The sequence below is a fragment of the Trichocoleus desertorum ATA4-8-CV12 genome, from assembly GCA_019358975.1.
Classification (GTDB): Bacteria; Cyanobacteriota; Cyanobacteriia; order FACHB-46; family FACHB-46; genus Trichocoleus; species Trichocoleus desertorum_A.
Map to the genome: position 1 here is coordinate 1 of JAHHIL010000007.1, position 14,844 is coordinate 14,844.

At 49.2% G+C, this 14,844-nt stretch carries 12 protein-coding genes; 7 read left to right on the top strand and 5 right to left on the bottom strand.

Annotated features, from left to right (window positions below):
* Positions 1 to 75 precede the first annotated feature (75 nt).
* The gene (locus tag KME12_08495) at positions 76 to 606 is read right to left on the bottom strand and encodes a helix-turn-helix domain-containing protein (GenBank protein MBW4487814.1); all 531 of its coding nucleotides are present in this window, start codon (positions 604 to 606) and stop codon (positions 76 to 78) included.
* Between the two features lie 209 nt (positions 607 to 815).
* Between KME12_08495 and KME12_08500 the strand changes: the two genes are divergently transcribed.
* The 4 genes from KME12_08500 to KME12_08515 all read left to right on the top strand — a co-directional run bounded on the left by KME12_08500 (position 816) and on the right by KME12_08515 (position 5,264).
* Complete coding sequence (locus KME12_08500) at positions 816 to 1,079, top strand: MoaD/ThiS family protein (protein ID MBW4487815.1); 264 nt, start codon at positions 816 to 818, stop codon at positions 1,077 to 1,079.
* Positions 1,080 to 1,343: 264 nt separating this feature from the next.
* Entirely contained in the window at positions 1,344 to 2,648 is a 1,305-nt protein-coding gene (locus KME12_08505; protein ID MBW4487816.1) for a threonine synthase, read from the top strand.
* 67 nt (positions 2,649 to 2,715) lie between these two features.
* Complete coding sequence (locus tag KME12_08510; GenBank protein ID MBW4487817.1) at positions 2,716 to 2,991, top strand: MoaD/ThiS family protein; 276 nt, start codon at positions 2,716 to 2,718, stop codon at positions 2,989 to 2,991.
* Positions 2,992 to 3,206: 215 nt separating this feature from the next.
* The gene (locus KME12_08515; GenBank protein MBW4487818.1) at positions 3,207 to 5,264 is read left to right on the top strand and encodes a serine/threonine protein kinase; all 2,058 of its coding nucleotides are present in this window, start codon (positions 3,207 to 3,209) and stop codon (positions 5,262 to 5,264) included.
* Positions 5,265 to 5,277: 13 nt separating this feature from the next.
* On the opposite strand, the gene KME12_08520 is transcribed toward KME12_08515, so the two are convergent.
* Together KME12_08520 and KME12_08525 are read right to left on the bottom strand one after the other, a co-directional pair.
* Positions 5,278 to 6,849, bottom strand: coding sequence for a glycosyltransferase family 39 protein (locus KME12_08520; protein ID MBW4487819.1), 1,572 nt, complete (start codon positions 6,847 to 6,849; stop codon positions 5,278 to 5,280).
* A gap of 5 nt (positions 6,850 to 6,854) precedes the next feature.
* The gene (locus KME12_08525) at positions 6,855 to 7,934 is read right to left on the bottom strand and encodes a PIN/TRAM domain-containing protein (GenBank protein ID MBW4487820.1); all 1,080 of its coding nucleotides are present in this window, start codon (positions 7,932 to 7,934) and stop codon (positions 6,855 to 6,857) included.
* A 475-nt stretch (positions 7,935 to 8,409) separates the two neighbouring features.
* On the opposite strand from KME12_08525, the gene hemW reads away from it, so the two are divergent.
* The 3 genes from hemW (at position 8,410) to KME12_08540 (ending at position 10,859) form a co-directional block, all read left to right on the top strand.
* Entirely contained in the window at positions 8,410 to 9,738 is a 1,329-nt protein-coding gene (hemW, locus tag KME12_08530; GenBank protein MBW4487821.1) for a radical SAM family heme chaperone HemW, read from the top strand.
* Positions 9,739 to 9,768: 30 nt separating this feature from the next.
* A complete protein-coding gene (locus tag KME12_08535) occupies positions 9,769 to 10,251 on the top strand; it encodes a rhomboid family intramembrane serine protease (GenBank protein MBW4487822.1) in 483 nt (160 codons plus the stop codon).
* 353 nt (positions 10,252 to 10,604) lie between these two features.
* Positions 10,605 to 10,859 carry a hypothetical protein gene (locus KME12_08540; GenBank protein ID MBW4487823.1) on the top strand — a complete coding sequence of 85 codons (255 nt, stop codon included), beginning with the start codon at positions 10,605 to 10,607 and terminating at the stop codon, positions 10,857 to 10,859.
* A gap of 542 nt (positions 10,860 to 11,401) precedes the next feature.
* Here KME12_08540 and KME12_08545 read toward each other — a convergent pair.
* Both KME12_08545 and KME12_08550 read right to left on the bottom strand, forming a co-directional pair.
* Positions 11,402 to 12,223, bottom strand: coding sequence for a tetratricopeptide repeat protein (locus tag KME12_08545; protein MBW4487824.1), 822 nt, complete (start codon positions 12,221 to 12,223; stop codon positions 11,402 to 11,404).
* 453 nt (positions 12,224 to 12,676) lie between these two features.
* Complete coding sequence (locus tag KME12_08550) at positions 12,677 to 14,578, bottom strand: PAS domain S-box protein (GenBank protein ID MBW4487825.1); 1,902 nt, start codon at positions 14,576 to 14,578, stop codon at positions 12,677 to 12,679.
* Positions 14,579 to 14,844: the final 266 nt, after the last annotated feature.

Genomic DNA, 14,844 nt, shown 5'->3' on the forward strand with positions numbered 1-14,844 from the left:
TCAAATTGCTGGCTGAGGAATTAGAATCCTATCTCCCCTTCTGGCAACGGTCTGAAACTTTACCCAAATGGGATATCACCATTCTTCCTGCTTGACAGGGGTGTTATTTATTTGCAACCCCCTAAGCAGTGAGGCATAGTAACGATCGTCAGGCATTTTAGACACGGTAACGCTCTTGAGCTTGCCCACGCAATCACGATGGATTTTTGCCTTCATCGTTCCTAGATTGCCAGGAAACTTGATTTCAGACTTACTCAGGATCTTGACGTTCTGAGGATACTGAATCGACTGACGACCGTGACGAGATTTGAAGGTTGGATATTGCGTCCGCCCATCAAAGAAGTTGATAAACGCCTGAGACAAATTCAGTACAGACTGCTGCAAGCATTGGGAATAGCACTCTTTTAGCCATTCATGCTCTAACTTCCACACTGGAATCTGTTTCTTCATATTGAGAGCAGAAACGCCTTTACCTGTCTCCTTATAGGTCGATGACATGACCGCTAGAGACTGATTCCAGACCCATCGAACGCATCCAAAAGCTTGCGCTAGATGAAGTGCCTGTGCATTGGTTGGATAAATCCTGACCTTAACTGCTTTCAACATGATTACGACCTTTATCACGCTTATACAACCATGATAAAAAGTATTGAGAGAAGTTCCCAATCCTAGAAAATTGCTTCGCTTGTAGGAGTTTGGGCACTGGGTCGAGTGCCCCTGGCTTTCATCCCGACGCTAAAATGAGTACATTTATAGCGCGGGGCTTCCCGCTGATTAGCTAAAAGTAGGGTTTGAGGTTTCGTGAGCCAAGATTGATGTCTGACCCTTCTATTATTAGTGTGACCGTTAAGCTGTTTGCTGCTTACCAAGAAGCCTACGGGCTACCAGAAATTACTTTAGAGATGCCAGTCGGGGCAACAGTGGCTGAGGTACGCGATCGCTTGATCCAAGAGCATCCAGAACTAGAGCGCTGGCGCGACTTAACTCGCTTTGGCGTGAATTTGCAATTTGTCGAACCCGATACGCCGTTGCAAGCGAGGGATGAAGTGGTGCTAATTCCGCCTGTTAGTGGTGGGTGACGAGTCGTATTGCGGTTTTTAACAACAATATGAGCGATCGCTCACAAAAAAGTCTCTGCTTTATCACTCAACTTTGAAGAAAGTTTGGAATAAACTTTGATGGAAATAGCCAAAACTCCCTCCCTGTAAATGCTTGGATTAATCCCGACAAAATCAGTCGGCTATGTTTGACGGTGTTTTGGAAGGCGTGTTACTATCTGAACCACTGCCGACGCGACAGAACTTCTAAAGACCGTAATTCTTGATTACAAGAGAGCTGTGACCATGACCCAAGCAACTCACACCCCCACCCTATCCACTGCTGCTACCTTCACAGCATTGAAGTGTAAGGAGTGTGGCGAAGAGTACGAACTCAAAGCCACTCACGTTTGTGAGTTTTGTTTTGGGCCGTTGGAAGTGGCTTACGACTACAGCGCTATTCAACGGCAAGTCACCCGCGCCAGTATCCAAGCTGGCCCCAACTCGATTTGGCGCTATCGTCCCTTCCTGCCCGTAGCCACTGACAACCCCATTGATGTTGGCACTGGCATGACTCCTCTCTTACAAGCTAATCGCTTGGCGCGTCGCCTCGGTCTCAAGAAGCTCTATATCAAGAATGATGCCGTCAACATGCCCACCTTGAGCTTCAAGGATCGGGTGGTCTCTGTCGCTCTGACTCGCGCTCGTGAGCTGGGTTTCACCACTGTCTCTTGTGCTAGCACCGGGAACTTGGCTAACTCCACCGCGGCGATCGCGGCTCATGCAGGTCTAGATTGCTGCGTCTTCATCCCCTCCGACCTGGAAGCGGGTAAAGTCATGGGTACCCTAATCTACGGCCCCACCGTCATGGCAGTGCACGGCAACTACGACCAAGTGAATCGCCTGTGCTCGGAAGTGGCCAACACCCACGGTTGGGGCTTCGTCAACATCAACTTGCGGCCTTACTACTCCGAAGGTTCCAAGACACTCGGTTACGAAGTGATTGAGCAACTCGGTTGGGAACTCCCCGATCACATTGTCGCTCCCCTAGCTTCTGGCTCCCTGTTCACCAAGATTTACAAGGGCTTCCAAGAATTCGTCAAAGTTGGTTTAGTCGATGAGAAGCCAGTGCGTTTCAGTGGCGCTCAGGCTGAAGGTTGCTCTCCCATCGCTCAAGCGTTCCGCGAAGGCCGTGACTTTATTTCTCCTGTCAAGCCAAACACGATCGCCAAGTCAATCGCGATCGGCAACCCTGCTGATGGTGTGTATGCTGTCGATGTGGCGAAGAAAACCAACGGCAATATTGAGTCGGTCAACGATACTGAAATCGTCGAGGGCATCAAACTGCTGGCTGAAACTGAAGGCATCTTCACCGAAACCGCAGGTGGCACCACGATCGCCGTTCTGAAGAAGCTGGTAGAAGCAGGCAAAATTGATCCTGAGGAAACCACCGTGGTTTACATCACAGGTAACGGCCTCAAGACCCAAGAAGCGCTACAAGGCTGCATCAACGAGCCTCTCACCATTGAACCCAAACTCGACAGCTTCGAGCGAGCTCTAGAGCGTTCCCGCACCCTCGATCGCCTAGAGTGGCAACAGGTTTTAGTCTAGAAAGTAAAGACACTAGTGTCTTTCTTTCAAATCTCATCCTTCCTATTTCATCCTTCCTACTTGCCTTATGTCCGTTAAAGTTCTGATTCCGACTCCCTTGCAAAAGCTGACCAATAACCAAGCCACGGTAGAGTGTGCGGGGAATAATATTAGTGAACTATTGGAGTCTTTGGAGCAAAATTGCCCTGGCATTAAAGCTCGTCTTTGTGATGACCAAGGTGAGTTGCGCCGCTTTGTCAACTTCTACGTCAATAACGAAGACATCCGGTTTTTGGATGGGCAAAAGACTCCGCTGAGCGACGGTGACGAAGTGAGCATCATTCCAGCGATCGCGGGTGGTTGAGTTTGAGCGATCGCAGCTTGCCATCAAGGTAAAATGAGCGACCTTCCAGCCAGAAATATAGAATCATTTAACCCTTGCAGCCTTACGCTCAAGGGTTTTTTCGTAGACTCTGGGTTTATCACGCTGCTCATACCATTTCATGAAGTTTTAAGTCAGCGAGAGAATCCCCCTGGGACAATGAAGATCAATGCAGATCCGCTGGGTGCCCTCTGAGTATGATTTGTTGCCTGAATCCGAACTGTAAGCAACCCCAAAATCCTGATAGTGCCACAGTTTGCCAAAGCTGTGAGGCGAAGCTGTTCCCTTTACTCAGAGATCGCTACCGAATTTTGCAACCGATTGGGCAAGGTGGTTTTGGGCGCACTTATTTAGCAATTGATGAAGACCGACTCAAGACCCGCTGTGTGGTAAAGCAATTTTCGCCTCAGGTGCAAAGTGCTCGCTCTTTAGACAAAGCCATTCGCTTGTTTGATCAAGAAGCAGTACGGTTGCATGAATTGGGCGAACATCCCCAAATTCCAGCCCTCTTGGCCTATTTTGAGCAAGAGCAGCGCTTGTACTTGGTACAGCAATTTATTGAGGGACTGAATTTAGCTCAAGAACTCCACCAGCAAGGCAGGTTTAGCGAGCAAAAGATTCGTGATGTCTTAAATGATTTATTGCCAGTGCTGCGATTTGTGCATGAGTGCCAAGTGGTTCACCGAGACATTACGCCTTCCAATATTGTGCGGCGCAAGTTAGATCAAAAGCTAGTGCTGATTGACTTCGGTGTGGCTAAGCTACTCAGCGATGTCACCTTAGCGCAGCCAGGCACCAAAATTGGCACTGAAGGTTATTCACCGATTGAGCAGCTCCGTAGTGGTAAGGCCTACCCTGCTAGCGACCTGTACAGTTTAGGGGCAACTTGCCTTTACTTGATGACCCAAGTGAAGCCAGAAGAACTTTACGACCCCTTAAAAGGTCGGTGGCTGTGGCAAGAATATTTGGCCCGCAAAGGTGTGAATGTCAGCAGTCAGTTGGGGCAAATTCTCGACAAGCTGCTCAAAGATTTGGTGAGCGATCGCTATCAATCTGTAGATGAAGTACTCCAAGATTTACAAGCAGTTCCTCCTTCCCTGCCGGACTCAGCACCAAAACCCACTAACCCACCCTTATCCAGTATTCCTCCCACATCTCAGCCTCCGCGATCGCGGCCTTTAACGTCTCAGCCACCATTACGGGTTTCTAATCGTTCTGGTTCTAGTTCTAGTTCTGGTTCTAGTTCTGGTTCTACTTCGGGTGCCATTTCTGGGCCGAGGGCATCTGCGCCCATTTCCCAACCTGCCTCCTCTAAACCCCCTAGTTCCAGTCATTCTTTTTCTGGCCCACCGAAGTCTCAGCTAGCTCTATGGAAATGTGTCGGTACCTTAACCGGGCACTCCTCTTGGGTGATGTCGTTAGCAATCAGTTCTCGCAAACAAATCCTCGTCAGTGGCAGTTTGGATGACACGCTCAAAGTCTGGAATCTGCAAACTGGCAACTTAATCCGAACCTTGCCAGGCCACCTCAAAGCAATTAACTCAGTGGCGATCAGCCCGGATGGACAATTGTTGGTCAGTGGTAGTGATGATACGACCGTTAAGATTTGGAATCTCCAAACTGGCGACCTGCTGCACAATTTGGTCGGGCACTCCAGAGATGTGAACTCGGTCATGATCACTCCCAATGGTCTGCTTCTGGCTAGTGGCAGTGAAGACAGAACGGTGCGGCTGTGGAAGGTACGAACAGGAGAACTGCTCCGCACCTTATCGGGGACTGCGGGCATGGTGAAGTCGGTGGTGATTAGTCCCAATAGCTTGCTGCTGGCTAGTGGCGGACTGGATAACCAGATTAAGCTTTGGCACCTAGGCAGTGGGGAGCTAACTCGCACCCTCTATGGGCATTTCAACTCAGTCAATTCAGTCGCGATCACCCCAGACGGTCAAATTTTAGCCAGCGGCAGCAAAGATAAAACAATTCGGTTGTGGAATCTACAGACAGGAGAGTTGATTCGCACTCTCACGGGACATGCAGATATGGTGAACGCGATCGCCATTACCCCAGATGGCAGAATGCTGATCAGTGGCAGCAGCGACAAGACAATCAAAGTCTGGAGTGTGGGGACAGGAGACTTAATCTGTACTTTGAAAGACCACTCTAACCCCATCAGCGCGATCGCCATTAGTGCCGGAGGGCAGTTATTCGCTAGTGGCAGTTGGGACAACACCATCAAAATCTGGCAACTGACTTCTTGACTTCTTCGGTCTCTTAAGGAGTTTGCGCAGCGGTGGGTGCTACTAAAGCAAATCCTTCAGCCATGCCCAATACCCGCTGACTAGAAATTTGTAAGCTGTTTAGAACTACGGCATCTAGCAACAAATAGTGCTGAGTTGCCTGGAGCTGCTGCAAATCAGGTAAACCTGTGGGTAGCACTAGGCGATCGCTGTAGAAATTAAGGCTGGGGCGATGGTTGGGAAATGAGGTGTAAACGGTGGTTCCGGGTGGAGTGTGAGCGGCAATCAGCGCAGCCACGGGCTTAACGGGATAGGCTTCGTTTAGCTCCCACAGCCAAAGCGAAGAACTCATCAACAGCCCCAAGCTTACGTAACAACCCACCAGCAAAACTGTGATGAACTGCCGTTGCTGACGCAGCATCCACCAAGCCGCCCAGGCAAAGCTCACCCCTACAGTGGTGCCGATCGCCAACAGGACAGGCTGTGAGTCAGCCCAGCTGGCATAGGCTCCTCCTGCAAAGCCTGCGATCGCGAGGAACCCCAAGAAACCCGCTGCTACTTTGGAGTAGGGGCGATCGCGGTGCCAAAGCTGATCGAGTTGTGCGCCCAAAGCCAAAGCGATAAAGGGGTAGAGCGGGATCACGTACCAAGGCAGTTTGGTTGTCATCACCGAAACAGTACTCAGGTAAATCCCGATTCCGACTGAGACTAAACGGCTCCAAGTCAGTTGTCGCTTCTGCCACGCCAACGCTAACCCACTGGGGAGGAAAAGTAACCAAGGCCAAGTATATTTCAGCAGCTCTAGGAGATAGTACCAAACAGGGCCAGTATTGCTATTGACGGACTCCCAGACGCGATTTACCGATTGCGCTAAGAAATGGACTTGCAGGAAAACAGAGCCGTAGTGCTGCACTTGTGCGCCATACCAAGCCAGGACTGGTACAGCCCCCAAACCAATTCCAGACCACAGATAAGGACTCCAAAGTAAAGCGTACTGCCGATCTACAACTAGAAAAATGAACGCGATCGCCCCTAGAAGTAAGGCCAAAATGCCTTTGGTTAAGCCCAACAAGCCTAGTGCAATGCCCGCTCCCAAAGCCCAACGGCGATCGTGACGCGCTTTCAACAGACATCCCACTAACAACAGCAAGAATGAGACAGTAATGCCGTCTCGCATCGCCAGTCGCCCATGTCGCACGACGGGGAGGAGGGTGAGATATACCGCTGCGGACAAAACTGCTGGCAAGCGCTGATTAAATACCTGCCGCCCTACCCAGTACAGCAACGGCACCGCACAAGCACTTAAAAACGCTGCTGGTAAGCGAGTCGTAAAGTCACTGATCCCCAATAGCTTGTAGCTGCTAGCGATCAGCCATTCTAGCAGTGGTGGCTTGTTAAGGTAAGGACTGCCGTTGATCATGGGGTAGAGCCAATTCCCAGTGCGGTACATGGCTTTGGCGATCGCGGCATAGGTACCTTCATCCCAATCCCGCAGAGGCAACCCACCCAAGTTGATCCCCCACAAACCGCAAGCAGCGACGAATAGCCCTAAGCTCCAAACTAGATCCAAATTGAGCAGCTTAGAATCTTTACTAGGTGCCGCCATAGCAGTTAGGCCACAATCGAAGACTTGGGACGCGCAAAGATCATGCGACCCGCTGAAGTTTGCAACGCCCCAGTGACTACTACTTGGAGTTCATCACCAATTCGGTTACCGCCTTCTTCGACCACTACCATCGTGCCATCGTTCAGATAGCCGACCCCTTGAGCAGGTTCTTTGCCTTCTTTGAGGATCTTCAAATCCAGGTAATCTCCTGGTAAATAAGCAGGTCGTAGCGACTGAGCCAGTTCATTGATATTCAAGACGGGCACTCGCTGTAAACTCGCTACTTTGTTGAGGTTGTAGTCATTGGTGAACAGCGTGGCATTGATTTCCTGAGCCAAGCGCACAAGTTTAGCATCTACAGTAGGAACGTCGTCATAGTCAGCGGAATGAATAACGATTCGTTCGGGATAAGCTTCTTTCATGCGGTTGAGGATGTCTAAGCCCCGTCTTCCTCGCACCCGTTTTTGGTCGCTAGAAGCATCGGCAACTTGTTGTAGCTCCAGCAACACAAACTGCGGGATCAAAATCTGGCCTTCTAGAAAACCTGTGCTGAGGAGTTCTTCAATGCGCCCGTCGATGATGCAGCTAGTATCCAAAACCTTGGTACTAGCAGACTTCAAGGTGCCTTCTGCCAGCAACATGGTTTCGACTGAGTGAGGATTGATCAGCCGTAGCAAGGCTCGACCGTGGGTATCCGCTAGAGACATGCCAGAAAAAGCAAACAGAATACTACCCAGAACGGCTACCAATGGCTTAATAAAGGCAAACTCCCAGGGGATCGGTAGTAAGAAGATGGGCGCTAGCATCAAGTTGGCGACCAACAGTCCTAAGACTAAACCGACGGAACGGCTGAGCAAGATATCGACTGGCATCTGCCGAACTTGTTTTTCTAGCCGTCGATATGCAGTCTGAGCGACAAGGCCAAAGGCGACCCCAATTAAGGCTCCGAAGCCAGCCGTAACTAAGCTCAAGCCCTCACGATTGCTGACTTGGGCTAAGGTTGTGTTGGGTAGGAGATCAACGCTGAAGAAGCCGATCCCCGCCCCTGCTAGTATGAATGAGAAGATGATTAGTGCATCGAGCATATGTATAGCCCATTGGGATAGATGGGATGTATGTCTAGCCCCACTCAAGAAGTCTTGGAGAGACTAGAGGAGAGTTGGACGGTGGCTGAGCGTCGTGTTAAGCCGATTGAATTCACTTTCAAGATTTAGCAGGGCTTCAGTAGCGACTTGAACCCACTCAGCTATTAAAACTTCACATGGCTCTATTTTATATCCTGCCCTTGCTTAACTTTATGACACTGTTGACTTTGACCTTCTATTAGAAACTGGCTTTTATTTAGTAGTTTCCAGTTGAAGTTTGTCTTAGCAATTTTATTTTGAACCCATTGGGGTAGGGTCAGGAATGGGTTGATTTCACTACTTTTCCGGGTGCTGACCGTCTACAGAACCTAATAAGCTTTTGTTAATCTAAAAGACTGTTCATAGCTTTATTAATAGCTTTACATTTCACCCAACTGGCAATTTTAATCAAGATTTCTTTACCAGTTTGAGCCTTATTACAAATTCGGTGCTAGAAAACATAAGTCCTATTTCCCGAACTGTTGCTTGCGATCGCCCAAAAGCAGCCTATCTGCATATCCCCTTTTGTCGGCGGCGGTGTTATTACTGCGACTTTCCTGTGGCTGTGGTGGGGGATCATGCCCGTGGCGAAACTTCTGGGGCGATCGCGCAGTATGTGGAAGTGCTGTGTCAAGAAATTGAGCTGACCGTACTGGATACAGCCTCAGATCCAGCCATTTCTACCCAGCCTTTAGAGACTATCTTTTTTGGGGGTGGTACTCCATCCCTACTTTCCGCAGCGCAACTCGATCGCATTTTGCAAACCTTGGCGCGTCAGTTTGGCACCGCTGCTGATGCCGAAATCTCAATTGAAATTGATCCCGGCACGTTTGATCTACCTCAAATTCGAGGCTATCAAGCAGCGGGAGTCAATCGAGTTAGCCTAGGCGTGCAGGCATTTCAACCAGAATTACTGACGCTTTGTGGCCGCACTCACTCAGTCACCGATATTTATGCTGCCGTGGAACTGATCCACCAAGCAGGGATGCTTAACTTTAGTTTAGATTTGATTTCAGGATTACCGCATCAAACCCTAGATCAATGGCAAGCCTCTTTAGAAGCGGCGATCGCCCTGGCTCCTAAGCATCTTTCCAGCTACGACCTAATCGTGGAGCCTGTCACCGCTTTTGGTCGGCAATATCAACCCGGAGACAAACCATTACCCTCCGACACTGCTGCGGCTGAGATGTACCGCTTAGCTCAACAACTGCTCACGGCTGCGAGATACGACCACTACGAAGTTTCTAACTATGCGCAACCGGGATTCCAGTGTCGCCACAATCGCGTCTACTGGAAAAACCAACCTTTTTATGGCTTCGGCATGGGAGCCGCCAGTTACCTCCAAGGCCAACGCTTCACCCGTCCCCGCAAAACCCGCGAATATTACGAATGGGTCGAAACCCAAAAATCCCAACTCTCCAGCACTTCACCTTCCTCCCCCCTTCATCCTTCATCCTTCATCCCTCATTCTTCCTCTCCAGATCTCCTCCTCGACACCCTGATGCTGGGCTTTCGCCTTGCCGAAGGCTTGAGTTTAGTAGAGTTAGCCAAACAGTTTGGTAAATCTAGCTTGGACAAAATCTGTCACTGTTTACAGTCACATCATGAACAAGGTTGGGTAGAAGTGACAGGAGTGGAGTGGGAAGCGATCGCCATCCTGACCCCTGAAGCTCTGCCATCCGAAGCTCGAATCAAGCTCACCGATCCTGAGGGATTTCTGTTTTCTAACCAAGTTTTAGCTGACCTATTTGCAGAGCTGGAGTAGGCTAGTTAAAACCTTGAGCCTGCTCTAGCCATGATTCCCCTTGGTGACAACTTACCCCAGCGTTCTCGTCCGCTTGTCACCTACGGCTTGATTGGGCTGAGTGTTGGTTTATTTTTGTGGGAGTTACAGCTAGAAGCGCCAGCTTTAGCCAATGTTCTGCAAACTTGGGGAGTAGTGCCTGTCCGGATGGTCGCACTCAGTCAAGATGCAATCGCTGGAGAGTGGTTAGCGCTACCATTCCTGATGGTCGCCCTGCTAGCGAGCTTGTTTTTGCATCAGGGCTGGGCGCACTTACTAGGAAATCTGTTCTTTTTGAGGGTTTTTGGGGCAGGAGCTGAGGCGACTCTAGGGCACGGAGTGTTTCTAGCTTTTTTTGTGCTGATTGGGATACTCACCAGCGGTTTACAAGTTTTGCTCGATCCCACCTTGCAAACTCCGCTGATTGGTGCAAATGGAGCGATCGCCGCCGTCTTGGGAGCTTACAGAGATCGCCGTAAAGCCCACATGCTTTAGCCGTGGGATATAAGGCGGTGAGCCGGAGGCGAACAAATGAACCATGTGTTCTGATAGAATTCAAGCAAGTTCTTCAACATACTTGGGTTTCGGCGGGTTCTGAACAGAAGTTGTTCGGGTAAAGACTCAAACGTACCGCAGGAATGTAGACTTGGCAGTTTAATTGGAAAACTCGAATCGCTAGGGGTAAAATCCAGGGTTCGCATTGTCTGTCAGTCCTAAAGAGAGAAAACCAATTCTGGTTGTTTGGAGCAATCCAACTAGGCAGGGCGTTGTCTAGAGCGAGAGAGCAAGTCAGACGGGGTTGGCCTCGCATTGTTCGCTAGTATCGCTGAATCCCACGTGCTTTAGCCGTGGGAGTGCGTCAATTAGTGAGTTTCCCCAAAGCTAAGATTGACTCGATCTTGCCTCTATTGGTAATCTTTGTGCCCATTGAATTACCTGCTTGGTTTTACTTGTTTTGGTGGTTCGGGCAGCAGGCAATTTACGGGTTAGGAAGTTTAAATATGCCGAGTGGCATGAATCCCTCTAGTTGGAGTTATTGGACTCATGCGGTGGGGCTACTGTTAGGGGCTGCTTGGATCAAGTTCAAGCTACTCACTAAGTAGACGAATTCAATGATTTAGGCGTGATTCAAGGAAGATGGTTAGCATACACGCAATCAATGAGTGGCATGTTGCGGTTATGAGCAATTAACTGGGCACTCTCGTAAGCGGATTCATAGGATTTGTGGGTACAAATCAAACGCGCTTCTGCGGATGAATCGTCACATCCGGGCCGCAGCTCAATACCCGACTGAGTCTGGTAAATTGTAAAAAAAGATGGTTCCACTTTAACAAGCCAGTATTAAACAACAATTTTATACACTTCAAGCAGTTCTGTAAGTGCTTCCAAGGAACTTATTCTCAATTTTACTGGGAAAGCATGCAGCCTGGTTTGGTTGGAGTGTTGGTAAATGTATGTCCCTAGTATGATTTGTATAATCAAGGCTCCGTAAGGCTTGAGCGATCGCTGGATTTTCTAGCTTAAGACTTGATAAATACCATAAACCCAGCCTTTAAAGCTAAGTTGATTCGTTAAACTAAGACTAACTAGATAGACCTCAGTTTGGCTTACGTAAGCTTGTTTAGTTGATAGTTAAAAATGGCACTCAGTAAAGAGCCAGCAATAATTGCTTGCGGTATTCTTTTGTCAGAGGATGCTCATCACCTAACAAGTCGAAAATAGTCAGCATGGCTTTTCTAGCACCATCTGCTCGATATTTGCGATCGCGACCGACTAACTCTAAAAAGAGCGACAAGGCGGCTGCGTAATCTGCTGCCAAAGTCAACCGAATGGCTTTTAGAAATACTTCATCCAATTCAGTTTCGATGACAGATTCTGCGGCAATCTGCTGAAACTGAATTAGCGATTTCATTGCTTGCGCTTTGGCGAAATATTCCTTGTCATCGGCTTGAATCGCACTCAATAGCTTGGTGGCTGACTCTAATTTATTTTGATTGATCAGAAAGTTGGCACCCGCCAAAATTAAGCGCCGATCCTCAGGATATTTCTCACTGAGGGTTTGTAGCAGTTGCTTAGCTGTGGCGACGTCGCCCTGTTGAATTGCCGTTTGTAGCGTTTCTAGCCCTTGCTCCAGTTCAGACTTCAAGCTCAACTCTGACAGCAGCGATCGCAGCTTGGGTTCTGGTAAGACACCCACAAAGCCATCTCGCATCTCACCTTGCATCCAGATTTTGACATCTGGCACCCCTTCCACTCCGTAGGTGTTGGCTAAATCTGGGCTTTGGTCAATGTCAACCTTGGCTAAGACGAAATCGTACTCCTGCACCAACTTCTCTAAGATGGGCTTGAGCATCTGGCAGGGGCCGCACCACTGAGCAAAAAAATCGACTACGACTGGCTTTTCGTAGGACTTTTGCACGACCTCAGTCGCAAAATTTTCGCTATTAACCTCTAGAGACGTGCCCATGACCGCTGCTTCCTTGTCTGACTTGATCGTTGCCCAATTTTACAGAGATCGCCGTAAAGCCCACATGCTTTAGCCGTGGGATATAAGGCGGTGAGCCGGAGGCGAACAAATGAACCATGTGTTCTGATAGAATTCAAGCAAGTTCTTCAACATACTTGGGTTTCGGCGGGTTCTGAACAGAAGTTGTTCGGGTAAAGACTCAAACGTACCGCAGGAATGTAGACTTGGCAGTTTAATTGGAAAACTCGAATCGCTAGGGGTAAAATCCAGGGTTCGCATTGTCTGTCAGTCCTAAAGAGAGAAAACCAATTCTGGTTGTTTGGAGCAATCCAACTAGGCAGGGCGTTGTCTAGAGCGAGAGAGCAAGTCAGACGGGGTTCGCCTCGCATTGTTCGCCAGTATCGCTGAATCCCACGTGCTTTAGCCGTGGGAGTGCGTCAACGTGGTCCTACCTCACACACATTGCTTGGATGACACGGGATTCAGAGTTGTTTGCTGCTCTGGCGATCGCGACTGGAGTCGCACTGGCTCAGCTAGAGGTGGGCTGGCCCGGAGAGCTGCCAAGCTAGGAATTTTGATCACAAATTCTGTGCCTTGACCCGGAATGGAGTGGCACTTTAAGCGGCCTCCATGCTTCTCCACCACAATTTGATAGCTAATCGATAAGCCCAACCCCACCCCACGCCCAACAGGTTTTGTGGTGAAAAAGGGATCAAAGAGCCGCCGTTGTATGGTTTCACTCATACCTGGGCCATTGTCGGCAATGCGAACGACAACCCAATGATCAGCTTGCACAGTCGTACAAATATGAATCACACCCGGTTGCTCAGGGGACTGATTTTGGGAGTCCTCCAAAACATCGATCGCGTTACTCAGAATGTTCATGAATACTTGGTTGAGCTGTCCGGCGTAGCACTCTACTAGAGGCAGGTCGCCATATTCTTGCAGCACTGTAATCCCAGGATGGCTGGCATGAGCTTTGAGCCGATTTTTTAGAATCAGCAGCGTATTGTCGAGACCTTCATGAATGTCTACTGCTTTCATTTCTGCCTCATCCAAGCGCGAGAAGTTCCGCAGAGACAAGACAATTTCGCGAATCCGTTCTGCCCCCACTCGCATAGATTGCAGGAGCTTTTGCAGGTCTGCCGCCAGGAAGTCTAAGTCAATTCCTGCTAGGGCCGCTTTCAGCTCATCCACTGGATCGGGACATTGTTGTTGATAGAGCGTCAGTAAATGCAGCACTGTCTGGATATACTCATCGGCATACTTGACGTTGCCGTAAATAAAGCTAACCGGATTATTGATCTCGTGCGCGACCCCTGCGACCAACTGACCTAAGCTGGACATTTTTTCTGACTGCACCAGTTGGGATTGGGTTCGCTGTAGCTCATACAAGGTGGACTCTAGCTGTTGAGCTTGCTGCTTTAGTTGGGCTTCTGACTGCCTGAGTGCCGCTTCGACCTGCTCCCGCTCGGCAATTTCTTGCTTGAGCATGAAGTTTGCTTGGGATAGCTCACTCGTCCGCTCGTGGACCCGCTTTTCTAGCTGATCAAAAGCTCGTTGCAGAATTGCTTCTGTTTGTTTGCGCTCGGTAATGTCTCGCGTCACTTTCGCAAAGCCTTGGAGTTGCCCTTTGTGATCCCGCAGCGCGATCATGACTGCATTCACCCAAAATCTAGAGCCATTTCTGCGGACCCGCTCGCCTTCCACTTCGCACTGACCCAAAGCCGCGGCTTGCTGCAACTCCCAAGTTGGCTTGCCTTCTTGGACTTGTTCGGGTGGATAAAAACAAGAGAAATGCCGACCAATTACTTCATCAGCACTGTAGCCTTTGATCCGCTCTGCACCTGTATTCCAACTAATGACAATGCCCTCTGAGTCGAGCATATAGATGGCATAGTCTTTGACGCTTTCTATGAGCAGTTGAAATCTTTCTTCACTGGAGCGCAGCCGCTTCGCCGATCGCCTGCGTTCGGTAATGTCGTGAGCTGTGGCATAAATCAGTTTTTGCTCTGGCAGGGCTTGGGCTTTCCAGGACAACCAACGATAGGAACCGTCTTGGCACAAGCAGCGATTCTCGAAACAAATTGGTTCTGAGCTGAGGAGTAGTTGCTGTATATAAGCTTTGGTCAGGGCGCGATCGCCAGGGTGGACAAATCGTATTGCAGGAGTGTTGAGCAGCTCAGCAGCAGTAAAACCCAGGATTTTTTCGCAAACTGGATTCCAGCGCTTAAAGTAGCCGTCGAAGCCCACTACACAAAGCAAATCCAGAGATAGCGTAAAAAAAGGGTCTAATAATGGTTCATCAATTGCTGTTGCTTGGGTTACTGCTGTCGTTTGGTTTTCTATGTGCACTATTTCACTCCTGCCAACCAATAAGTTGTTCCAGGCACTGACTCTCCCGGAAACTTTGTGGCCCCTGGAAGACGGTGGTACAAAAACAACTGGACACGGAGATGCACCCGACTCATCGGTGTTTGTGCCCTTTCTCTGCTGCTTCTCTCGCGGAAGTAGAGGCTTCTCCAGCAATGAAGGGTTTTAACGTTAGCCCTATCTTAAAATGAACTTTCCTTAATTTATTCAAATGTTTCAGAAAGTAACTATTAGTAAAGCTGATTGTG

Bases quoted from the DNA above. Each gene is read 5' to 3' on its own strand.
- KME12_08510 (MBW4487817.1), top strand. From the start codon at position 2,716: ATGTCCGTTAAAGTTCTGATTCCGACTCCCTTGCAAAAGCTGACCAAT.
- KME12_08520 (MBW4487819.1), bottom strand. From the start codon at position 6,849: ATGGCGGCACCTAGTAAAGATTCTAAGCTGCTCAATTTGGATCTAGTT.
- KME12_08505 (MBW4487816.1), top strand. From the start codon at position 1,344: ATGACCCAAGCAACTCACACCCCCACCCTATCCACTGCTGCTACCTTC.
- KME12_08515 (MBW4487818.1), top strand. From the start codon at position 3,207: ATGATTTGTTGCCTGAATCCGAACTGTAAGCAACCCCAAAATCCTGAT.
- KME12_08545 (MBW4487824.1), bottom strand. From the start codon at position 12,223: ATGGGCACGTCTCTAGAGGTTAATAGCGAAAATTTTGCGACTGAGGTC.
- KME12_08535 (MBW4487822.1), top strand. From the start codon at position 9,769: ATGATTCCCCTTGGTGACAACTTACCCCAGCGTTCTCGTCCGCTTGTC.
- KME12_08525 (MBW4487820.1), bottom strand. From the start codon at position 7,934: ATGCTCGATGCACTAATCATCTTCTCATTCATACTAGCAGGGGCGGGG.
- KME12_08500 (MBW4487815.1), top strand. From the start codon at position 816: ATGTCTGACCCTTCTATTATTAGTGTGACCGTTAAGCTGTTTGCTGCT.
- KME12_08495 (MBW4487814.1), bottom strand. From the start codon at position 606: ATGTTGAAAGCAGTTAAGGTCAGGATTTATCCAACCAATGCACAGGCA.